Annotated in this window: 22 protein-coding genes, 2 tRNA genes, 1 rRNA gene and 1 riboswitch; all 25 genes read right to left on the bottom strand. The window is 34.3% G+C overall.

Annotated elements, in window-relative coordinates; translation table 11 throughout:
- A 16S ribosomal RNA gene (locus F7O84_RS00125) occupies window positions 1–822 on the bottom strand; the annotation flags it as partial.
- 253 nt (window positions 823–1,075) lie between these two features.
- Window positions 1,076–1,164 (bottom strand) — tRNA-Ser (locus F7O84_RS00120).
- 52 nt (window positions 1,165–1,216) lie between these two features.
- A tRNA-Ser gene (locus F7O84_RS00115) sits at window positions 1,217–1,302 on the bottom strand.
- A gap of 174 nt (window positions 1,303–1,476) precedes the next feature.
- Window positions 1,477–2,178, bottom strand: a complete 702-nt coding sequence (gene ispD / locus F7O84_RS00110; protein WP_151140493.1) for a 2-C-methyl-D-erythritol 4-phosphate cytidylyltransferase — start codon at window positions 2,176–2,178, stop codon at window positions 1,477–1,479.
- Between the two features lie 173 nt (window positions 2,179–2,351).
- Window positions 2,352–3,371, bottom strand: a complete 1,020-nt coding sequence (tsaD, locus tag F7O84_RS00105; RefSeq protein WP_151140497.1) for a tRNA (adenosine(37)-N6)-threonylcarbamoyltransferase complex transferase subunit TsaD — start codon at window positions 3,369–3,371, stop codon at window positions 2,352–2,354.
- Entirely contained in the window at window positions 3,364–3,954 is a 591-nt protein-coding gene (locus tag F7O84_RS00100; RefSeq protein WP_151140491.1) for a DUF6715 family protein, read from the bottom strand. The genes tsaD and F7O84_RS00100 overlap by 8 nt, the downstream gene beginning before the upstream one ends.
- Before the next feature lie 26 nt (window positions 3,955–3,980).
- Entirely contained in the window at window positions 3,981–4,898 is a 918-nt protein-coding gene (locus F7O84_RS00095; RefSeq protein WP_151140489.1) for a ribonuclease Z, read from the bottom strand.
- Window positions 4,899–5,086: 188 nt separating this feature from the next.
- Complete coding sequence (locus F7O84_RS00090) at window positions 5,087–5,335, bottom strand: hypothetical protein (protein ID WP_151140487.1); 249 nt, start codon at window positions 5,333–5,335, stop codon at window positions 5,087–5,089.
- A 101-nt stretch (window positions 5,336–5,436) separates the two neighbouring features.
- The gene (locus F7O84_RS18875; RefSeq protein WP_192451603.1) at window positions 5,437–5,574 is read right to left on the bottom strand and encodes a hypothetical protein; all 138 of its coding nucleotides are present in this window, start codon (window positions 5,572–5,574) and stop codon (window positions 5,437–5,439) included.
- Window positions 5,575–5,692: 118 nt separating this feature from the next.
- Entirely contained in the window at window positions 5,693–6,145 is a 453-nt protein-coding gene (gene rimI / locus F7O84_RS00085) for a ribosomal protein S18-alanine N-acetyltransferase (RefSeq protein WP_151140485.1), read from the bottom strand.
- Window positions 6,142–6,843 (bottom strand): tRNA (adenosine(37)-N6)-threonylcarbamoyltransferase complex dimerization subunit type 1 TsaB, encoded by a 702-nt coding sequence (tsaB, locus tag F7O84_RS00080; RefSeq protein WP_151140483.1) that lies wholly within the window; start codon window positions 6,841–6,843, stop codon window positions 6,142–6,144. Before tsaB ends, rimI begins: the two co-directional genes overlap by 4 nt.
- Window positions 6,840–7,280 carry a tRNA (adenosine(37)-N6)-threonylcarbamoyltransferase complex ATPase subunit type 1 TsaE gene (tsaE, locus tag F7O84_RS00075; RefSeq protein WP_243140771.1) on the bottom strand — a complete coding sequence of 147 codons (441 nt, stop codon included), beginning with the start codon at window positions 7,278–7,280 and terminating at the stop codon, window positions 6,840–6,842. The genes tsaB and tsaE overlap by 4 nt, the downstream gene beginning before the upstream one ends.
- Before the next feature lie 41 nt (window positions 7,281–7,321).
- Window positions 7,322–7,822 carry a YcxB family protein gene (locus tag F7O84_RS00070; protein WP_151140481.1) on the bottom strand — a complete coding sequence of 167 codons (501 nt, stop codon included), beginning with the start codon at window positions 7,820–7,822 and terminating at the stop codon, window positions 7,322–7,324.
- 120 nt (window positions 7,823–7,942) lie between these two features.
- The gene (locus tag F7O84_RS00065) at window positions 7,943–9,172 is read right to left on the bottom strand and encodes an ABC transporter permease (RefSeq protein ID WP_151140479.1); all 1,230 of its coding nucleotides are present in this window, start codon (window positions 9,170–9,172) and stop codon (window positions 7,943–7,945) included.
- Between the two features lie 42 nt (window positions 9,173–9,214).
- Window positions 9,215–10,825 (bottom strand): efflux RND transporter periplasmic adaptor subunit, encoded by a 1,611-nt coding sequence (locus tag F7O84_RS00060; protein WP_151140477.1) that lies wholly within the window; start codon window positions 10,823–10,825, stop codon window positions 9,215–9,217.
- Window positions 10,826–10,848: 23 nt separating this feature from the next.
- A complete protein-coding gene (locus F7O84_RS00055; protein WP_151140475.1) occupies window positions 10,849–11,550 on the bottom strand; it encodes an ABC transporter ATP-binding protein in 702 nt (233 codons plus the stop codon).
- A gap of 242 nt (window positions 11,551–11,792) precedes the next feature.
- Entirely contained in the window at window positions 11,793–12,413 is a 621-nt protein-coding gene (locus F7O84_RS00050) for an ECF transporter S component (protein WP_151140472.1), read from the bottom strand.
- Window positions 12,414–12,612: 199 nt separating this feature from the next.
- Window positions 12,613–12,757, bottom strand: a riboswitch (FMN riboswitch).
- A gap of 38 nt (window positions 12,758–12,795) precedes the next feature.
- Window positions 12,796–13,941: an ABC transporter permease gene (locus F7O84_RS00045; protein WP_151140470.1), complete on the bottom strand. Its 1,146-nt coding sequence runs from the start codon at window positions 13,939–13,941 to the stop codon at window positions 12,796–12,798.
- A 15-nt stretch (window positions 13,942–13,956) separates the two neighbouring features.
- Entirely contained in the window at window positions 13,957–15,711 is a 1,755-nt protein-coding gene (locus F7O84_RS00040; protein ID WP_151140468.1) for an HlyD family efflux transporter periplasmic adaptor subunit, read from the bottom strand.
- A 17-nt stretch (window positions 15,712–15,728) separates the two neighbouring features.
- Window positions 15,729–16,610 carry a carbohydrate ABC transporter permease gene (locus F7O84_RS00035; protein WP_151140466.1) on the bottom strand — a complete coding sequence of 294 codons (882 nt, stop codon included), beginning with the start codon at window positions 16,608–16,610 and terminating at the stop codon, window positions 15,729–15,731.
- A complete protein-coding gene (locus F7O84_RS00030; protein ID WP_320411213.1) occupies window positions 16,607–17,578 on the bottom strand; it encodes a carbohydrate ABC transporter permease in 972 nt (323 codons plus the stop codon). The genes F7O84_RS00035 and F7O84_RS00030 overlap by 4 nt, the downstream gene beginning before the upstream one ends.
- 11 nt (window positions 17,579–17,589) lie before the next feature.
- Window positions 17,590–19,833: an ABC transporter substrate-binding protein gene (locus F7O84_RS00025; RefSeq protein WP_151140464.1), complete on the bottom strand. Its 2,244-nt coding sequence runs from the start codon at window positions 19,831–19,833 to the stop codon at window positions 17,590–17,592.
- 158 nt (window positions 19,834–19,991) lie between these two features.
- Window positions 19,992–21,668 carry a methyl-accepting chemotaxis protein gene (locus F7O84_RS00020; RefSeq protein ID WP_192451602.1) on the bottom strand — a complete coding sequence of 559 codons (1,677 nt, stop codon included), beginning with the start codon at window positions 21,666–21,668 and terminating at the stop codon, window positions 19,992–19,994.
- Window positions 21,669–21,760: 92 nt separating this feature from the next.
- A complete protein-coding gene (locus F7O84_RS00015; RefSeq protein ID WP_151140460.1) occupies window positions 21,761–22,477 on the bottom strand; it encodes a LytR/AlgR family response regulator transcription factor in 717 nt (238 codons plus the stop codon).
- Between the two features lie 13 nt (window positions 22,478–22,490).
- Window positions 22,491–23,519 carry an ATP-binding protein gene (locus F7O84_RS00010; RefSeq protein ID WP_151140458.1) on the bottom strand — a complete coding sequence of 343 codons (1,029 nt, stop codon included), beginning with the start codon at window positions 23,517–23,519 and terminating at the stop codon, window positions 22,491–22,493.
- Window positions 23,520–23,777 lie beyond the last annotated feature (258 nt).

Raw genomic sequence — 23,777 nt, 5'->3', positions numbered from 1 at the left:
GCTTCCCGACACCTAGTATTCATCGTTTACGGCGTGGACTACCAGGGTATCTAATCCTGTTTGCTCCCCACGCTTTCGAGCCTCAGTGTCAGTTACAGTCCAGTAAGCCGCCTTCGCCACTGGTGTTCCTCCTAATATCTACGCATTTCACCGCTACACTAGGAATTCCACTTACCTCTCCTGCACTCTAGCAACACAGTTTCCAATGCAGTCCCGGGGTTGAGCCCCGGGTTTTCACATCAGACTTGCATCGCCACCTACGCTCCCTTTACACCCAGTAAATCCGGATAACGCTTGCCCCCTACGTATTACCGCGGCTGCTGGCACGTAGTTAGCCGGGGCTTCTTAGTCAGGTACCGTCATTTTCTTTCCTGCTGATAGAAGTTTACATACCGAAATACTTCTTCCTTCACGCGGCGTTGCTGCATCAGGGTTTCCCCCATTGTGCAATATTCCCCACTGCTGCCTCCCGTAGGAGTTTGGGCCGTGTCTCAGTCCCAATGTGGCCGTTCACTCTCTCAAGCCGGCTACTGATCGTCGCCTTGGTGGGCCGTTACCTCACCAACTAGCTAATCAGACGCGGGTCCATCTTATACCGATAAATCTTTTCCAACTAGGCCATGCGGCCTCGTTGGCTTATGCGGTATTAGCAGTCGTTTCCAACTGTTATCCCCCTGTATAAGGCAGGTTACCCACGCGTTACTCACCCGTCCGCCACTCAGTCGCTTTCTCTTCCGAAGAAGAAAAAGTGCTTCGTTCGACTTGCATGTGTTAAGCACGCCGCCAGCGTTCATCCTGAGCCAGGATCAAACTCTCAATAAAAGTTTATATCCTAACGTCAAAAAGCTGCTAGCTTATTTTCCGTTAATTACTGTTTTTTAGGTCGTATCTCATCTGTTAAGATGGATACTTTGTTCTGAATTTTTCTCTTGGTTTTCTTTGAAAACCGTTGAATTTTCAAGGTTGTAATTACTATTTAATTATCAAGGTTCTTCATTCAGCTCGACTAGTTTACCATGTGAGCCAGAGTTTGTCAACTCTTTTTTTTTACTTTTTTTAGCTTCTTAAATCCCAACGGAGAAGGAGGGATTTGAACCCTCGCGCCGCTATTAACGACCTACTCCCTTTCCAGGGGAGCCCCTTCAGCCACTTGGGTACTTCTCCAAGAAAGCTAACCTTTTCAACATTAAAACCAGCTATGCTGGTTTTAATTGAACGGAGAAAGTGGGATTCGAACCCACGGTCCCTTTCGGAATCACTGGTTTTCAAGACCAGCTCCTTAAACCACTCGGACATCTCTCCATATCGTGCTTGAATATTTTACAATAATGAATTGTTTTTGTCAAGTACTTTTTTTATTTATTTTTTCTTTCTTTTTGACACTTTTGAGTTCATTTATTTGACACCTCTCCAGCGACATTTGTTATTGTAACATCTTTGTATAATAGTGTCAATCACTTTTTTTACTTTTTTTTACTATTTTTTTATATGCATAAAAGCATTCGCAATTATTAGATCAAAAGGAGTCGTAACCTTGATATTTTGATCGCTACCTTCTATTAACTTCACTCTCTGTTGAAGCATATTTTCAACTACCATCGCATCATCTGTTACATTTTCGCAGCCATTTTCAATCAGTTGTTCATAAGCTGTCTTGATTATTCCATATTCAAAGACCTGTGGTGTTTGTACATTCCATATCAAATTTCGATTTGGAGTACTAGCAATCCATTCTTCTTGATTTGCAATCTTAACTGTATCTTTTGTCTTTACTCCAACAACACATGCTTTATACTCTTTTACAGCATGATACAACTTAGTTATTATTTCTTCTTCAATAAAGGGCCTTGCTCCATCATGTATAAAAACATAATCACAGCTACTTATTTTTTGAAGTGCTTGGTATACGGAATGGTATCGCTCTTTTCCACCTTCTATTATATTGGTTACTTTCGATAAACCATATTTAGTTACAATATTAGCACGACAATACTCTATTTCATCTTTACCAGTAACTAAAATAATCTCATCAATAACCTCTGATTTCTGAAATACATTGAGGGAATAGTATACGATTGGCTTATTTTCTAACTCAATATATTGCTTTGGCACATCACTGCCCATTCGCTTTCCTTTTCCGGCTGCTAAAACAACAGCGACACACTTATTCTTTTTCATACATTCACCTATTCTAATCTTATAACTTATTAAAAGCATTAAATCATAAACCGCTACTTTTCTAGCAAGCAAATGTGAAAGAGTGTTTATAAAAATATACATTCTTTCACATTTATCCTAAGACTATATCAACCATCTTTGCTTTACAGTTTACAAAATATATCATTCTTTATTTATTCAAACTTTAAATTTGGTACTGCATTAAGATCTAATCCATGCCTTACACCCTTTTCGTATTCGTAATAAGCCGCAACACCTATCATCGCCGCGTTATCGGTACAAAATATTGGTGATGGATGATAGAACTTTAAGCCATTTGTCTCACAAGCAATTTGCATTGCATTTCTTAATGTAGCATTTGATGCCACTCCACCTGCAATTGCAAGCTTATCCATATTAAACTTCTTAGTAGCATGTATGGCTCTACTGACTAATACATCGACAACTGCCATCTGAAAGGAGGCTGCAATATCTGCTTTATTTATTTCGATTCCTTTCATCTGGCAACTATTAATATAATTTAACACCGCAGACTTTACACCACTAAAACTAAAATCATTTTCATTATCATCAATATGAGCTCTTGGAAATTTAATTGCTTCTGGATTGCCTTCTTTTGATAATTGATCAATCTTTGGCCCACCAGGGTATCCAAGTCCAATTGCCCTTGCAACTTTATCAAACGCTTCTCCTGCCGCATCATCTCTGGTTCGTCCAATTATCTCGTATTCACCATAATCCTTTACTTTTATCAAATGTGTATGTCCACCTGAAACCACCAAACACATAAAAGGTGGTTTTAGATCTGGATGCTCAATATAATTAGCTGATATATGCCCCCCTATATGGTGTACACCTACTAAATCTATTTTTTTTGCATAACTAATGGCTTTTGCTTCTGCCACTCCTACTAACAACGCTCCTACAAGACCTGGTCCATAGGTCACCCCTATTGCATCAATATCATCCAATGTTACATTTGCAGTTGAAAGTGCCTCTGTGATTACTTGGTTAATCTTTTCAATATGCTTTCTAGATGCTATTTCAGGGACAACGCCTCCATATAATTTATGAAGTTCAATTTGAGACGATATTACATTAGATAAAACCTCTCTCCCATTTCGAACTACTGCTGCTGCAGTCTCATCGCAAGAAGTCTCTATTGCTAGTACTAATTTATTTTCTTTATTCATTGTCATTTTTGTCATCTGATATACCGTTAGATGAAACACGCCATCCAAGTATCTTCCAGTAACCTTCTTCGTCCTTTCTTAATATATATTCTTCATTTACCTTGGTAAAAGTGTCCGTTTCACGAAGTGTGTATGTGGCGTTTACAACTGCATACTCTTTGTTATCTTGTTTATAATATTGTACATTATCTGTCGAATCAACTGTATAGCTCATGATAATTCTGTTTGCTTTGGAATACTCAAGCACATCTTTATTCAATTCAATTAGATAGCTTTCTGTTGGGTTATTATTATTCAGTTCTTCATCAAGGACCGTTCTTGCCTTGGTGCCTAATTGTGTGATCTGCTCATCGCTAGGGCTTTCGTTGTACAAGCATTCAAGTATCTCACTATAAAATTTAACTGCAGATTTAGGTGTATTTGTCACCGATGATATATCTTTGTCCAATATTTTATCAATTTTTGTTGTATTTACTACTTTATCGGCTTCACTAACTCCTGTTCTATTGGATAAATAAAAATAGTAACCCAAGGCAAGTCCTGCCAATATAACAATTACAACTATTTTTCGAAACTGTTTCATAAAAACAACCTCCTCCTTCGTAATACTTATACCTCTTCCTCTTCAAAAATCAGCTCTGTTGTCTTCCCATCTTTACCAGCTTTGGCATTTGGAAATATTTCTCTAACGTCGTTCATATACTCCTCTGGTCTTATAAGAGATGGGCTAAAATGTGTTAACCATAATTCTTTCACTTGTGCTTTACTTGCTAGCGTTGCCGCTTCACTAAATGTCATATGCTTATATTCGGACGCTTTTTCTTCTTTTCCTTTTTCTCCATACATGCCTTCACATATAAATAAATCAGCCTCATAGCTATAATCTACAATTGATTTGGTTGGCCTTGTATCTGTGCAGTATGAAATCTTAATCCCCTTTCTTGGATTCCCCATAACCATGGAAGGATGATAAGTACTATCTTTTTCTACAACCACTTCACCCTTTTGTAGCTTATTCCAGTATTGCTTTGGAATCCCTAAATTAATTGCCTTGTCCAATTGAAACTTTCCTGCTCGTGGTATTTCGATGCTGTATCCATAACAAATTACATTATGTTTCACTTTATATGCTTGTATGATATATCCACTGATTTCTATTTTCTCTGCTTCCTGTGATAATTCAATATATTTTATATCAAATGGTAATTCCGGAGCAATTACTCTTAATGCACTTACAACTCGTTCTAAACCTTTTGGTCCAATTAATGTTAATGGTTCTGTTCTTTCTGCATTTCCCATCGTTAACAAAAGTCCAGGCAATCCGCTAATATGATCTGCATGATAATGCGTAAAACATATTGCATCAATTGGTTTAAAGCTCCACCCCTTGTCCTTTATCGCAACCTGTGTTCCTTCGCCGCAATCAATTAAAAGACTACTACCGTTATATCTAGTCATTAATGATGTCAATTTTCTTCTTGGTAGTGGCATCATTCCGCCTGTCCCTAGTAAACATACTTCTAGCATAATATAAATCCTCTTTTTCATTTATTATCTATATTTTAACATATTTTTTTCATGCTAACAAGGATATGGATTTACATTCGTTTTCATAAAAAATAAAGTTTTATCTTTAAATGTAAAGAACATCCTATGAATTGACAAGTTAAACGCCCATTCATAGAATGCTCCATCTATTACTAAAATAATATTTATTATATTAATTCTTTTTCATTTGTTACTGCAACTGGGAGTACAAATTTCTCTGTTAACATATCATAACACTTTTCACATAAGTCGAAAGAATGTATTTGTCCATCTTTTTCGGAAAAATACCCCCAATGTTGTTCAACAGTGGCCACCCCTTCTGTAATGATTCCTTTTTCTATTTTGATTTGTTTACCACACAAATTACAATATACGCTTTTAATCTGCTGCTTATTTTGATTTATAAATCTACGCATATATTCTCCTCCCTAATATACCGTCATTGTTTTCTTCCGATACAAGCTTTCGCTTTCTCATGGCTTCGCCATTCGCTAACATATCGGGTAAAATCAAATGCTCACTTTGTTCGCGCTTGATTTTCTTCCGATACAAGCTTTCGCTTTCTCATGGCTTCGCCATTCGCTAACATATCGGGTAAAATCAAATGCTCACTTTGTTCGCGCTTGATTTTCTTCCGATATGTTATATTATACATTCTTATTGTTATTTAATATAGTGGAAATAGTTTCTGTAAATAGAAAAAAATGCTGATATTGGAGTTTTGCATTCCAAATCTGGCAGCATTTTTCGTTGTATTTATTTTGTCTGGTTTGCTATCTGGAAACCCCTTGTGGATAATACCACATGATATAGGCATCTTCTGTTGGGTTTTCGTAATAATTTTTTCGAATTCCTTCTATAGTAAAGCCAAATTTTAAATATAATTGAATTGCTGGTTCATTGCTGGTTCTTACTTCTAAGGTGTAGGCAGTAATCTGCGCCTGATTTCCAAATTCAATTAACTTCTTTAGCATTGCGGTTGCAATATGCCTTCCCCGATATTCGTTTAACACAGCCACATTATTAATATTTCCTTCATTTACAATATTAAAAAGGCCGCAATATCCAACAATTTTTTCTTCCTCACAGGCCACAAGGTAAATACTTCCTTTTTGTTCAAGGGATTGTAGTAATGCTTCTTTGGACCAGGGCATAGAAAATGTAATTTTTTCTATTTCACTTACCTGGTCAATGTCTGCTTTTGTCATCAATCGAATCTGAATCATAGTTCCCTTTCCAATCGTTCTCTTTCTGCCTGGGATAATCTTAAATAGTCTGGTTTATGCTCGGTGGCATTCTCCATTTTATTCGCCAAATAATATTGTTTTGCCAAAGCTCCTACTGCTGCTGCTCTTTGTTTATTTAGGTGGGCAGGGGCAAATGAATAATCTACCTTTATTTTTTCTTTTATCGCTGCCGCATACACTGGTATGCCATCCCCTACAAAAATAACCGTTCTACCAATTTCATTTAATTTACTTATCACTTCATCAATGGATACTGCCATCTGTTCTTCTATAATATGAAACTGTTCTTGATTAAATTCATATATCCCAGTATAAACTTGGTTTCTTTTGGCATCCATAATTGGACATATTATTTTGTCTGTTGCAAATAAATTGTAAGCCAAACCATCTACCGTTGGGACTGAAATTAGAGGTTTGTTAAGTGCTAGCCCCAATCCTTTTGCAGTTGCAGATCCAATTCTTAAACCTGTGAATGAACCTGGACCGCCTGCAATGGCAATTGCGTCAATCTCTTCCAATTTTGTATCTGTCATTTTTACAATTTCATGTATCATAGGCAGAAGTGTTTGTGAATGTGTTTTCTTATGATTAATGGTGTACTCTGCTACCATAGTATCTTCTTCTATAATTGCTGCGGAGGCCACAAGCCCTGAACTGTCTATGGCTAATATTTTCATTCTCTATCTCCCATATTTTCTACTCTTATTTTTCTGTAATCAAAGCCTTGATCCAAATCTTTCTCAATTGTTATTTCAATTATATTCTGCGGTAATATATCTTTTATAAGGTTCGCCCATTCGATTAGACAGACACCTTTTCCGTAAAAGTAATCTTCGTACCCAATCTCATCCATCTCTTCAATATCCCCGATGCGATATACGTCAAAATGATAGAGGGGTAATCTGCCTTCCTCGTATACCTGCACAATTGTGAATGTTGGACTGTTGATTGGTTCTTCAATATTAAGTCCTTTGGCAAAACCTTGTGTGAAAACGGTCTTACCTACTCCTAAATCGCCAATAAGTGAAAACACATCGCCTGGTTTGACTAATCCTCCAAGCTTTTCACCAAATTGATAAGTCTCAATTGCTGAGTATGTTTCAATTTGTAGCATTCTATTTTACTCCATTTCTATATGGTAATTATTAATTAAAATTACTTTATTTTAACTTTTACTGATTCTACATTATTTCTGATTAACTCTAATAAGCTATTATAATTATCACCAATTGCTTGTTTAGGTATAATGTTTGCTCTAACTTTGCTCATATAAATAATGATACTTCTCTTTGAATGAACCACTTTTTGGACTTCTTCCCACTTTACAGTAGCACTTTGAGTATTTTGCTTTGTCATTATGCCTTCTTTATTAAAATTATAGAAAATAGGCTCTTGAAACGCAGGAGTATTCTTTACCAGTTTATACGCTTTTGCATAAAAATTAATCGGATTAAATACGATAAAAAATATTCCGAACAAGACATACAGGTAACTTTGTCCTATCGGTACTTGTCCATAACTTAAAATCATTAATCCTATCATACCTAAACCAAAAATGATACTAAACACTCCACTCATTTTACTGTATGTATGGTACATAAAAAAATTATACATATCACCTACATCTATTTTAACCTCTACTGTAATCTCCTCCATATGAAGTACCTTCCTTTCCTATCTTTAAACATTTTGATTATAGCACAGTGAAATTTGTATGACAAGCAACAAGCCTTGATAAATCATATGATATATCAAGGCTTAAACTAGCTATCTTATTTAATTTCTTCTTAATGCTTCAATCGGACTTAGTTTTGCCGCCTTCTTGGCAGGATAAATTCCAAAGAAAATTCCCACACCAGACGAAAACAAGGTCGCTAGGGCAACGGTTGAAAAATGAACCTGAGGTGCGAATCCAAGCATTGGAAGTGAGCAGATTGCATATGCTCCCATGACTCCAATTATAATTCCAATGAGTCCGCCACATAATGTTATAATTGCTGATTCAGACAAAAATTGTAACATTATTGACTTTGTTCTGGCTCCTAGTGCCTTTCGAATACCAATTTCTCTTGTTCGTTCTGTTACAGATACCAGCATAATATTCATAACACCAATTCCACCAACCAATAATGAGATAGCGGCTACAAATATTATAAATACTGTAATTATACTTAAAACAGAAGTAATACTGCTTATTGAATCTGCTGCATTTTGCAAGCTATAGACCTCTTGGCCACGATTATTGTGTCTTCCTTCTAGTATTTTTACCATGGAGGAAACCATCTCACCTGCATTTGCAGGATTCTCAGTAATTGCATAGATTGCTCTAAAATTACTAAAGTATCCACCAAAAGAAGATTCTAAAATTGTATAAGGCATATTTATCGTAACAGATTCGGTGGAATACATAAAAGAGGAAAGCATTGCACTTGCTTCTGATCTCGTTACTCCCACTATTTGGAGATCTTGTGTCACATTATAAAGTGTGAGTTCAATACTCATTCCTATAACATCCGCCGTTCCAAAAAGCTTAATTGCATCCTTTTCAGATATTACACATACATTTCTGGCAGATAAACATTCTTCTTCCGAAAAAAACCTACCTCTTACAATTTTTTCGTTGGTCAAAAAATACTCTAAGTCAGCCGTTCCACCTGTTATTTCAGCATCAAAGTTTCCTTTGCTTCCTAAAGCTGTCCCTGAAAAATACAAAGCAGGGGAAATACCTTTTACATGCTTAACCTTTTCCTTAATTACATCAATATCATCTTGCGTAATAAAATCACTTTCTTGTGCTTTACTATCATTGATTGTAACATAGACCTGACCGCCTGCCATGCTATTAAGTTCATTGGTAATCTGAGACTGTGCTCCATTTCCTATAGCAATTATCATAATGACGGATGAAATACCAATAATAATACCAAGCATGGTAAGTAAGGAACGTCCTTTATTCGATCTTAAGTTATCAACCGCCATTTTTAAATACTCTAAAAGTTGAGTCATACGATTTCTCCTTCCTGAACAATCGTTCTAAATGCTTCTAGACTATTTTTGTGTCGGTTCAGAATCTTTTTCTGCATCCTTACTATCTGTATCTGCATTTTCTTTATCACTATTTTTTGTATCATCAGCATCTGTATTCTTTGCATCTGTATTTTCTTCAGAAACAGATGGTTCGCCATTCACTATACCTTCTGCTGGCATACTAGTAACCTTAGTACCTTCTGTTACATCAGCACTAAACTCACCTACTACTTCTTCGCCTTCCTTAATTCCTTCTTTTATTTCTATATATTCATCTGAGCTAAGTCCTGTAGTAACTGATTTCTTAACTATAATTCCATTTTCTACTACATAACAAAATGTTCCGCTTTTATCTGTATTAATGCATTCAACTGGCACTAATACCACATTTGTAGCACTTCCTACTTTAATCTTTACCTTTGCTTCAACTCCTAGATAAATATTATCATCTGGATTTTCGATATGTATTTCAGCATTGATTACCGCTGCGCCTGCTGAATTGGTTGTTGCTACTCTACTAATTTTAGAAACTTCTCCTGTATAGGAATTGCCACCTAATGTAATGTCTGCTTTTTGCCCTTCTTTTACATCTTCTAAATCATATTTAGTAAGTGCAACTGTTAATTTTACTACTTCATTACTTGCAATTGTAAACAAAGGAGTACCTTGCGCGACTGTAGCACCTTCTGCAACCTGTACATCTGTAATGATACCATTAAATTCTGCACTAACTCCTGCCTTTGCTCTATCAAGATTTGCCTTTGCCTGCTCTAATGTTAAGGAAGATACTTCAGTAGTAGCCGCTTTTTGTGTCTTTTGATTGTTGCTTAGTATCGCATTTTCTGAAGAAGATTTAATTGATTTTTGTTCTGCAAGGTTTGACTGTAGCATTGCTAATTCGTTTTGAGCAGATATCAAGTTGTTATTTAAATCTGTACTATAATTAGTGGAATCTTTAATTTTACTCTTTATGTCTTTTAATTGCTCTGTATACTTTTCAATTTTTGATGTTTTATTCGCTGTACTTGCCTCTTCTAACTTTGCTTGCACTTCAGTAAGCTTTGATTGAAGCCCTGACAAATAATTTGCTTCATCATTTAGACTCATTTGTATATGTTCAACTGCATTTTGCTGATCTTCTACCTGTTGTTCTAAAACATTCACATCTGTTGATGCATTGTGATATTTCGTTGCATTCTCGCTTGAATCTGCTAATGCCTGCGCATAATCCGCTTTACTTGCTTTGGCTTGTAATTCTTGTTGTTTATATTGATTCTCTAGCTCATTTGTATCATAGGTAACGAGTAAATCCCCCCCATGAACAGTGGAGCCTTTTTTAAGATCAAATTCTGTAATTCGAGCATTTACATCAGAATAATATGTCTTTGTTTCTTCACTTTCAACAAATCCACTCGTTGATAATACCTGTTCGATATCGCCTGTGATTGCTTTCTCCGTTTTTACAACTGGTAATACTTCTGGAGCAAACATTCTAGGAACAATCATAAGTGCTAGTATCACTACAATCACTGCACCAATCACAATTCGCTTTACTAACTTTTTATTTTTTTTCTTTGCCGGTTTTATTTCTTTTAAGTCTGTGGAAACATCATCTTTTTTCTTTTTAAACATAACTCTACCATTCCTTCCTCTATTTAATCCTCAGCAAAATGTTCATTTATGTAATCTTTTTCTATTTTACCATCTATGATTCGAATTACTCTTTTTGCTTGGTCTGCAATTTCATTATCGTGTGTGATTAGAATTACAGTTCTTCCGTCTTTATGTAAATTCTTTAATATTTTAATAATATCTTTGCTAGAAGATGAATCTAGATTACCAGTTGGTTCATCTGCCAAAATTACAGGTGGCTTTGCCGCGATTGCTCTTGCTATTGCAACTCTTTGTTGCTGTCCTCCTGACATTTCTGATGGTTTATGATCCATTCTATGTGATAATCCCACCATGTTAAGTGCTTCGATTGCCAATTGATTTCTTTCCTTTTTGCCAACTCCTCTATATATTAATGGAAGTTCCACATTTTCAATTGCAGTCAGATTGGGAATTAGATTAAATCCTTGGAATATAAATCCTATTTCTAAATTCCTGATATCAGATAACTCATCATCACTTAATTCAGATACATTTGAACCATTTAAATAATAATCTCCAGATGTTGGAACATCCAGACACCCCAATACATTCATCAAAGTCGACTTACCTGAACCGGATTGTCCTATAATAGCTACATACTCTCCTTTATCTATGCTTAAAGACACATTATCTAAGGCTCTTACTTCATTCTCACCAGGGTTATAAATTTTACAAATATTTTTAACATCTACAAGTGCGTTCATATTAGCTCCTCCTCTCTATCATCTTTTTATTTATCACTGCCTTTAACTGATATACAATCATAACATTTTATTACCAAAGTCCCTCTTTTATTTAAGAAATTACTTTTTCATATTAAAAAACACAAAAAACTCAATGTATCATTGTACTAGATACTTAATACAATAATACATTGAGTTCTATCTGTCAATATGAAATGTAATTTTTACCAAAAATTAATAAAACCTTAAATTTTTCGCAAAGTTTACTTTAATACAATACTTATCTTCTTATAGATAAGGATAACAACGAGCGAAACAACAACTCCTTTTAATAGATTAAATGGGACAACTGCAAATAATACAAACGTTGCTAGATTAGTGATCAAGTGATTTACTGCGGAGCCCATTTCTACCAAAGCGCTAATTGGCATTCCAAATGCTGTCGCATAAACAGGCAATAATAGATACGCATTTAAAAATCCACCTACAATTGTCATAAATATTGTTCCTGTTATCATTCCAACGATTGCGCTCTTTTTATTCCTATATTTTTTATAAATAATTGCACTCGGAACGACGAAGGCACAACCAATTAAGAAATTTGCAAATTCACCTACACCAGCAGTTAAACTACCTGTTATCACTAAATTTAATGCTATTTTTATCAATTCAATAATCACTCCTGCAATCGGTCCCATTGCAAATGCTCCAATTAGTACAGGAACTTCACTTAAATCAATCTTATAGAAACTTGGAGCAAAAAACAAGGGAATCTCAAATAGCATTAGAATTACAGATACTGCCGATAACATGGCTATCTGTACCATTTTTCTTACTTTGATTGACGTTTGATGATTCGTCATTGATGTTGTGTTGTTACTCATAAATCATTCTCCTTTTCTGATAAAGGAAATTCCAAGGTCTATCTGCTTTTATTTATTAGAATATAGTTTCTTTATTCACGCCTTTGCGAACCTCTTGGAGGATTTTGTAAATAGGGAAGTTTGAAACTTTTCTATTATACAAAAAAATACCCTCAAAAAAATTCGAGGGTATAAAAAGTTATTATTCCAATGAAATAAAAGCTATCTTCTCTCATCCAGACTATACTGTCGGTGTAGGATTCTCACCTTACTCAACTGCCAAAGCAGCTCACGGACTTGCCACATATGTGTATCACCGTCGGTCGGGAATTTGCTCTATGCATCACCCTGCCCCGAAGAATTTCCGTATTTAATTTACAGCTTAATACTACTTCTATTTTACTTATTTGTCAACTTTATTTTTAAGAAAGTTTTTTATCTTCTTTCTCTTTGTATGAAACGAACCCTTTATCTTTATTTTGTCACTATTTTGATACTTTAATACAAGCTTTTCTTTCCATTCCATACCTAGTACCAACAACGTTTTCATATTCCAGGTTCTATGACGATAGCGATAAATGATATATGCGAATAATATAATGGCTGGTATCAACAAAAAAATAAATTTTAATAGTAAAAGAGTTGCTAAGATATCTTCATAACCTCTTGCTATATTCTCCCAGTATGGATATACAATTGCTTTGTGATTCATAGATCGTATCCCATATTCAGATAACACCTTCAATAAGGAAAACATAGAATATCGTTTTGAATTTTCTACTACCTGAAAGCTTAATTCATCGATGCCTATTTTCTCTTTTATGGTAGTGAGTGCAAAACCAGAAATCGGATTTGGCATAACAATCTCATATGCATTTATTCCCTTTGAAGTCCCATATTTACTTAAGCTGTCATAGGATACATAAAACGTTACCTTATCATTTCCAGCTTTGTCATTCATTCGTCCAGAGCCTCTTTCCACTACTCCGCGAACGATATGAGGAACACCTTTGATTACAACCTGCATTCCTGCAACATCACTTGAGCCGAACAATTGCCATGCTCCGTCTTCATCTAAAATGATATAATCTTTCATTAAATCTTCATCTGAAAAGTAAGAGCCGCTTACTAACTTTAATGGATGAAACAAGAAGAAGTCTCCTCCCACTCCAATTGCCGTCGAAGTAACGGAGGTTTTACCGCTTTCTACGGTTAATTCTCCTCTTGCACTATAAGCATCTACCCAAAGTCTTTCGCTCTCTTTTTCTTTTGAAATTGATATCTCTATTAATGCTGCATCTACCGCGTGCTCTAGATTGGTCAACTGCTGAGTAGTAATCTGTGCATTTTCAGAAATAAAACAACTTACTTGCGCTGACTTTCCAGAAGAATCCCATCGCTTCGCCATTTGTTGTGTTGACAATGAGTTTTTCAAGTGAAGCGATAGAATTTGAACCACAAGAAACAGAAACAAGGAAATAGCAACAACAATAGAAAGTATTATCTGTTTCCTTGTAATTTTCTCAGTGAAGCCCTTTAATTTTTTCATCACGACTCACTCTCCTTAATTATCAGCCAGTCTGACTTGTTTTCCTGCTTCTACTGGTTTTGTTGCCGTAGTTATTACATATTCATAACCATATAATGCTCCTGATACCGCTGTTTGTGTATCATCAGAAGCTAACACTTCTACATCTACCCTTGTTGCTATGTATCGATTACCAAGTGGACTATTTTTTGATTCTACGGTTAATATAAACTTACCATTTTTATCTTCTCTAATGGAGCTGCTTGGAACAATCAAATCATAATTGGCGCTCTTGTTTCCAACTGATATATTTAGCTGCTGTCCTTCTTGGATTTCTCCTGTCACGTCAAAGGTTAATAATTTATTCTTTCCACCACTTTCTGGATCTGGCTTGATTCCAGCTAATGTAACAGTTACACCTTCATAGTTCCATGAATCTTGAATCTCAGCTTTATCTCCAACTTTAACGTTTTTGGATTGTTGATCGGATACAGAAATACTCATAGAATATCCTTTTTCCGCTACTTGAATGACAGCCATTGCTTCATCTGGAGTCGTGGTCTCACCTGCTGTTTTATTGATGGTTGTAATTGTTCCAGCAACAGGTGCTTCAATTGTCGCCCCAATCGCTTTGCTACGAAGCTTCTCAACCAATTCTTGTTGATCTTTTATTTTCTCATTTTGTCCACCTAAATCAACTTCTTCTAGGACTTTCTTTAATATTTCTTCTTGATTTTTCTGTGCATCTGTTAAATCTGCATTTGCCTGTGTTAATTGTGAATTTGCTTCAATGAGCTGGCTGTTTAAATCTGCTAGTTCGTTTTTGTTTTTATTTGTTTCACTTTTAAGATTACTATTAGCTTTATCTAAGGCTTTTTGATACTTGTCAACTTTTTCAGCCGCTTTATCATAGTTCTCCAAAACTTTTCTTTTACTTAATATATTTTCATTTTCCTTTTGTATTTGTGACAATGTAGTCTTACGACTTGACGCTTCTGTTTCCAATGCTTTATTAGTTGGATCATTATCCCACTTTTTTTTGGCTTCATCATATAACTGTTGAGCTTCATCAAGAGCTGCTTTTGCCTTTTCATATGATTTTCTAACCCTTTTAACAGTAGCGTTTTCAATTCCCATTGTTACATTAATTTCCGCTTCAGCTAAATTAGATTTTGCTTCTTCAAGTTTAGACTGTGCCTTCTCAACTGCCGCTTCTTCATCAGAAGTATCTACTACTTCGTTATTGAGCAAATCAATCTGCTTTTGAACAGATGCTACCTCTGCCGTCCAGTTTGCCACATTATCTTCAGCCGCTTTTACTGCATTTTTAGCAGATTCTACTTGTTTTTGCATGGTAGACATATCCGTAAGCTGACCATTTTCAATCTGGTTCACTTTATTAAGAGAAGTATCTCCGTTTAAGATTGCCTTTTGATAATCCAATACCAACTGTGACAACGTAGCTTCTGCCTCTTTTAGTTCCGTACTGTCACTATCTTCTAATTCAAAAAGCACAGCTCCCTTTTCTACTGTATCACCTTTTTTTACTGCAACCGCCTTTATAACGCGGCTCTCTTTGATTGATACATTATAAGGTTCGCTCACACTTACAGCACCCGTTCCACGAACCTTTGTTGTAATTGAACCTGATGTGACTGTCTGTGTCGCCACCTCTGGAAGCGAATAGTTCATAAATGTATTGGAGAAAAAGGTCAAAACCAGCATTACTGATAAAAATATGATTGCCGCATTTTTTACCCATTCTCTTCTCTTTCTTGCAGTTTCGTTCATCTTAATCTCGTCCTCTCTTATCCCTTAATTCCACCTTGATAGGTAATACCTTCAACTAAATAATCTTCACCATATAAAAATACCAATAGACACGGCACCATATATATTGTGGCAACCGCAAAAGCCAATCCAATTTCTCCACTGTTAATCTTGGATAAAAAAATGGATAAAGGATGCATCTCTGGATCTGATAGTAATATTAAAGGTTGTTCCACCATGTTCCAATAATCAATAAAAACCAAAATTGCTACTGAGCATAATGCTCCTTTACATAGAGGCATACATATTTTACGAAATATCTGCCATTCTCCAGCGCCGTCAATTTGTGCCGCCTCTATCACACCCTTTGGTATTCTTCTCATAAACTTGGTAAGTAAGAATACTGCAAAGGGAGAGAAAATACCAGGTAGCCATATTGACCACTTTGTATTGATAATATGTAACCAACTAGATACTAGATAGTTTGGAACTAATGTAACCTGATAAGGCATCAGCATTAAAATAATATACATAAAAAATACTATTTCTTTTAGCCTTCCTTTTAATCTTGTAAATCCATAAGAGGTAAGGGAAGCTACGCCCAATTGGAATACCATAATTGGTACAACTAAGATTACCGAATTCCAGAATTTCAACAGATATTCAGGACTTTTTAAAAGCACTGTTATGTACTGGCTAAAAGAAACCATATCAGGAATAAACTTTAAGTTAACTTTCTCAGAAATAAATACTTTTCCACCCTTTTCATTTGTCTCAAATATTGCTCCATAATTAGATGATATTTCTGAGGCCGACATAAATGAGTTACATATGGTTAGTATGATAGGCATTAGAAATAATATGGCGATGATTGCAGCTACGATTGTTGCAATGTATAATCTAATTCGTTTCTCTTTCATTCCTCCATATCCTTTCCAAAACGATTCTCCGTTATAAATAAAGCTCCAATTATTATTATCATAAAGATTGACATAATAATAGCTGCTGCTGATAGCTTCTGATAATCCAAACTTCTAAACGTATTATTCATAAAATGCTGAAGCATATATAAAGTATCATATGGATAATCGCTGGTAAGAAGATAGATTTCACGAAATACCTTAAAAGAACTTATCAAGGACAAAATAGTAACAAATAAAATAGTTGAAGACAAATATCTTATCTTAATATTGATAAAAACCTGCCAAGGAGAAGCACTCTCTAATACCGCTACTTCCAGAATATCTTTTGGTATACTACTGATTGCCGCCATAAAAAGTATCATATTATATCCAAGGTTTTTCCATAAAAATAAAATAATAATTACTACCTGTGCATAGCTTGATTTAAACCAATCAATTTTACTGATACCAAATATAGATAAAACATCATTCATCGCTCCGTTGTAATGAAAGATTACTTGAAATATTAATACAACAGAAGCAACCGGTACCATCATAGGCGTCAAAAAGAAGGTACGAAATTGACTTCGGTACGGTATTTTATGGTCTAAAAGCATAGCTAATCCAAGTGACAAAAGAACTGCAAGTGGAACCGCAACCATAGAAAATTTGAGTGTATTCATAGCTGCAAGCTGAAAAGCTCCATTGCTAAACACATTAATAAAATTATCAAAAAACACAAACTCATTATTGATTGGATTATCCACCATGGAATAATAAAATACTACGATAAAAGGAAGGATGAAGAATATGGAAACGCCAGTCAAACTTGGAGCCATATATAGCCCCAAACTCAATCGGCGTCTTTGCTTCATATCAAAGGAAACACGTTTGTGTTTCCTTTGATTAATTTTTTTATGTTCATGAAGTTCTTTGCTTTGCATATTTTTAAATTTTGCATTTCTTTGTTTACCAAGTAACTTCATCGTATACCACCTTATCTATTTTCATTTACATAAATTTGCACTCTGCTTTGTATTACACTTGCAACATCTTGTGCAGACTTTTGCCCTGCGAAGAAAGCTGCTGCTTCTTCTGAGATAATCTTATACATCTCATCATTATATTCATATACAGAATCTGCATTATCAATTAAATTCTTCACTTTATCTACTTGCTCTTGTGTTGCCTCATATACATCAAAGTTAAAATCATCATATCCCCAAGAAGTCTTCATAGTTTTAACTTGATTTCCTGATTCATCTGTATAAAACTCAGGTTCCATTGCCTTTTTAAATACATCATCTAATGCATACTGCAACACTGGGAATCCCCACATATTATCTTTAGTCTGATATTCAGGTGTTAAAAATGTTCGAATAAATTCCCATGCACCTTCTTTATTTTTTGACTTGGAGGAAATTCCAAGTAATACATCACTTGCTGATATGGAAGAACCAGTACCTGAACTAGATGGATATCCAATAAACGTAATCGGTTCACCAAACATAGCTTCATACATTTGATAAGAGGCAACATCACTGACGTTTGTCATCATTAGTAAAAGTTGACCATTCCTAATCTTTGTAGGCATACTTGGAGCACTTTCATCATAAGCATATTCACTATCGCTACTAAATCTATTAGAAAATTCTAAAACCTTAATAAAGTTTTCCGTATCAAAAGAGCATTTACCTGTGCTCCAGTCAACATAATCTGTTAAACCGTAAGTGCATAAAGAATAAAGAATACTTTCTTTTGTAGCATAACTAAATACCTCAGTACCTTCTGGCTTACTATTTACTAACGCCATTAATTCTTCCAAAGTCCAACCCATGTCACTTCCTACATCAGAAGCTTTTCCAATGATAGTATTGATTGAAAAAGTAGGCATGGCCGCATACAATTTTCCATCTCTTTCATATGCTTTGAATACACTTTGAACATAATTTTCTTTTTTAAGTTCGCTATCCTTATCAAAAAGAGGATAGAGATCTTCTAAAATTCCTTTTTCTATATATTGATTTACACTCCCATTTGATAAATCAATGATATCTGGTGCATTTCCAGATACAATGTCTGAATTCAATTGTGCCATGCCTGCTTCATAATCATCTGAAATATATTCTTTTGGCTGAATGCGATATTTATCATGTGTCTTATTAAAGTTGATAATTGCTGAGCGGACATTTGAGCTTAGATAAAGACCGCCATATGTAATTATTGTTTTTTGAGCCACTTCAGAAGATTTGGTTTTTGTTAAATAAACGATATCTGATTTGGTATTCTCCCCGCTCCAATCTCTTGTTACCGCAAAAATTCTTCCATCTTCCAAGCCTACTATAGCAGCAAGGGAATTACTGTCTATGTCACAATCAATCCAATTAAGAATTTCTTTTTTCTCTTGTGTATCAAGGTCGTATTCATACAATGTATTACCTGAATTAACTAGGAATCCTTTTTCTACACCTTTTAACAAACTTAAGTTTCCATAAAGGTCTGGTACATTTTCAAAGCTTGCACCAAGTGCTTTACTCGTTTTATCAATCTCACGTAAGACTACTTTATCTTGCTCATATACACAAACAACCACTTTTCCTTCTTTGCTTGTTCCCATTGCTGATATGTAGCTATCTGTACTGATTGTAAATAACTCATTTCCAGAATTATCTAAAACCCAAATCTTGGAATCACCATTTGATAAATAAATATTTCCTTCATCATCAAGGGTTAGATATTGAATATACATTCCAAATTCCCCTGTATCCTTCATCACTTCTTCCAGATTTTTTGCCATGAGTTCTTTGCCATCTTTATCGAATTTTTTTAATGTTACTACTTGTGTATAATCCTCTGGATTCTCACCTTGTATAGAGGATGAGATAACAACAACTAGATTTCCATCTTTATCTACATTCATCATTGAAACATTTTCGTCTTGAGTAAGTTCTATCGGTAATACCTTTGATTCTGTCTGACCGATTTCCAATGCTTTAATAGATGAAGAAGTCGTTTCTGTCGCTTCGTCATATGACCAAGTAGTGTAATAAATCATATTATTACTAACTACCAGATTACTTAAATCATCCTTTTCAGATATTTCTTGATATTCTGGAACATATACAAATTCTTTTTGGTCTTTGACTGATGTACTTGTTTCTTTTTTACCACATGCTGTTAATGATACGCACATAGCAATAGCCACGCCTAGTAAAGTTAGCTTTTTATAAAATCTTTTCATACGATTCTCCCTTATTCATTTTAATTAACTATCTTATTAGATAATACAACGTTTTCACAAATTATTCTTTAAATATTCCTTACTCTTTCCTTAAAATATTGCAAGAAGTGTCGACAAAAAGGAGTTTTGGCACAAGTTTTACTTGTATTTTACTCCTTTTATAAGCGAAACATTAATAACATATCATGTAATTCATATGATTTTTTCTTTAAACTTTCACTGTTATATTGTATATCGGATGCTAATACCAAATTGTTTTGTATCACATTTGATACAGAATCAATAACATCTTCTAACTTTTTTAGTTTGTTTATTTGAAGCTTGGATGTATCAAAAGCATGGATAGACTTTTTTGTCACTTCTTCCACCGTTGTCTTGACAAATTCTAGACTTTCATTGATTTCCTTCACCTTTTTATTGCCTACATATACCATTTGATTGCTTTTGTCGATGAGGTTCTTAGTTCGAATGGCTGCTATACTAGTACTTTCAGCTAATTTCTTTATTTCAGCTGCTACTACTCCAAATCCATTCCCTGCATTACCCGCTCTCGCTGCTTCAATTGCAGCATTTAACGAAAGTAGATTAGTTTGTTCTGCAATTGCTTCAATCATGGTAATAATCTCAAATATCTGGTCAGAGGAATTTAGCGTCTCTGTCATTGCATCAACCAGCTCGTTCATTTTTTCTTCATTGGATTCTAGCAATCGTTTTACATTATTGCTATCTTGATAGATTTCTTTTGTATCCATTGCATTTATTTCTATATCATTTCCAATTACTTTTAGATAGGTCAATAACTCTTTCATTTTTGCCGCTTGCAGATTTGAATCCTGAAGCATATTGTCTGCAATTTCATTCGTTGCCTTTGCACTTTCGGTAAGAAGCTTGCTTGTATTCACCATTGATTCTAATACATTATGTAAAACCCGAATAATTTCTTTCATGGATTGTTCGATTGGTTTGAACATTCCCTTATATTCCATATCAACCAAAACGGAAAAATTCTTTTGAGATAACTCTCCTAATACTTTGTCAATATTGGAAATATATCTTTTTAACTCTTCTTTGGTATTTGTTACACTATTTGCTAATATTCCTAATTCATTATGCGATTGATAATGTAATTCAAAATCCAAGTTCCCCTGATACACTTCTTCCATCGCGCATCCTACTTCTTCAAGTGGAACCTGAATGCTCCTTATGACTTTACTCGCTTTTATCATTGAATATCTTATAATGATTCCTATTAATGATACTGTAAATATTAGTAAACTTACAATTCCTTTTTCTACTGTTCGAATCGTTTGCTCAAGCTTTTGATTCGTTTGTTCTGTTACTGATACAAATATATTATCTATATCCTGCATTTTAACAAAGTAATTATCTTCTAGCAATTCAATTGCATCCTGCTTTCTTTCCTGACTACTTAATAAAATTGCTTGCCCTCGATAAGTAAAAGCTTCCTGTTGTATTTTTTTGATGTCTGCCATATCTTTCTTATATTCAGGCTTAATCTTCACAATTAGATTTAAATATTTTTGAAGTTGAATATCGTATTCATTCGCTTCTTCATTAAATTGCTTTTGTTGTTCTTCCTCTTGAGCCAAACACATTTTGTATATTGTATTTTGTACATACAGACTGGTATTTCTTGCTGTATTGATATAGCTTACAAAAGATAAGCTATTATTTTCCAACTTTCGATAGTTATAATACATTCCTGTAATTGAAAAAAACATGAAAACATAAACAATAAAAGATAGTATCATTATAGTCCTAAAACCTTTTTTCAAATCTTTTTCAACTGAATCCTTAGATATTTGTTCGCCCATAGTTTTCCTCCATTTAACTAATCTTGGCATAGTATAGCAATCGATTGTTAAATTGAAGTGTGATTTATGTAAAACTACTGCTAAAACATTCTCTATCCTAATATCTTACCCCAAAACTGCGTATAAGCTTGTTTAAATTCTTTTTCTTTGTACTTACTAATTGGAACTTTTTCATTATTTTGCATTATAATTTCTACTTTGTTAAAAGTTTTAACTTTCTTTAAATTAATCAGATAGCTTCTATGTATTCGAACAAAACTAGATTTACTAAGCTTAGTCTCTATATTTTTCAGAGAATCAATTGTAGTAATCGGTTTATTATGTAAATGATAAATTAGTTTGTGTCCATATACTTCAATAAACAGTATGTCATCTTCTTCCAAATGGTAAGTCTCATTTTTATACTCTACTATAATTGGAGTAACATATTTTTCTTCTACCCATTTAATACTCTCTTTAAACTGTTCCGCAAATTCTTCGTAACTTAGTGGCTTAATTAAATATCGAAAAGCTTCCGCCTTATAACCATCCATTACGTATGCCTCCGAAACGGTTAAAAACCACATAATTACTTTTTGATTCTTCTTACGTATCTCCAATGCTGTCTCGATACCGTTCATACCCTCCATCTCGATGTCAAGGATGATAATCTTATAATCGTCTGTATATTGCTCAAGCAACTCGATTCCGCTATTAAAAGAACTCACTTTACATCTTGTATCATTGTCATGACTGTAACGTTCTATGAATTCTTTCAACTGATTGCAAAAAATCTTATTATCATCACAAATTGCAATATTTATCTTCATAAGTGTTCCCTCTTTATAATGTATTTTGATAGGCAATTGGTATCATTATGATTAATAAAAATTCTTTCTTTTCCTTGTCTATGCTTATTTCCACATTACCATTATATTTTGAAGCTGCCATTCTTAGGCTCTGCATTCCGATTCCATGCTTTGCTTTATTCTTTTTGCTGGTAATCAACTCACCCTTTTCATTCAAAACTGGTTCATTCTCATAGTTATTCTTTACCGTTATAATGATAGCGGCCTCATTTTTGATTGTCTTTACTTGAATATAACGTTCTCCACTACATTGTCTGCAAGCTTCCATCGCATTATCAAAACTATTAGTCAATATGGCACATAAATCTAACATATCAATATCATTTAAACTATTCTTTTGTATCATTATTTTTGTTTTTATGTTGTTTACTTTTGCTGCATTGCATTTTTCATAAAAAATTATATCTGCAAGTTGATTGCCTGTGTCATAGAATTCATCATATCCTTTTACCGCCTCTAAACATCTTTGAAGATAATCCTCAGATGAACCAGACTGCTCATTGCTTAAGCCTTGAATGGCTAACAAATGATTCTTTAAATCATGATACATTTTTCTTACATTTACATTTTCTTGTTCTAAGGCGGCATAATAATCATATTGTCCTTGGTTGTAGAATTGTATCTTCATCGCTTCTTGTTCAACGTTTCTTTTTCTTACATAGCTTTCAAAAACACTATAAAACACAATGTAGGATGCTAGAATTAAGATTGAAACTATTATCAAATAAAAAGATGAAACTTTATATGTCGATATATTATAGTATGAAAATTCTATTACCATTAACAAACAGGCGATTCCAGAAATTCCTTGAAGCATCAAAATAAGAACTTCGGACATAGAGTATCGATTCGTTTCCTTACCAAATCTCTTTACAAAAATTGAAACCATCATTATATTAATAGCTTTTGATAACATAATTCCTTGCATTGCAATTACATAGTTGCTCAATATTTCTTGAACATTAACTGGACCATGGCTTATAGATAAAACTCCAATTGCCAAGCTATCACTGATAGCTGCACACAAAGCAAAAATACCTTTATATACAAATATATTTTTCCATGACGCATCTAAAAAAGTGTCTTCGACACTTCAACTCCCCTCCCCCTCAATCTTGAGGGGATTTAGGGGGTTTTCTTTTTGCTACAAATCCTTCATAATAATCTTATGAGCAACATACTTCAGGATATATTTAAAGATAACTATGAAAGAATGATTTATACTTTACACCCTCGCAAGTCGGTCATTGAAAATGTTAAT

Source organism: Candidatus Galacturonatibacter soehngenii, from assembly GCF_008830185.1.
GTDB classification, from domain to species: Bacteria; Bacillota; Clostridia; order Lachnospirales; family Lachnospiraceae; genus Lachnotalea; species Lachnotalea soehngenii.
The sequence above is the reverse complement of the archived record's forward strand: the minus strand, read 5'-3'. Positions and strand labels throughout refer to the sequence as shown.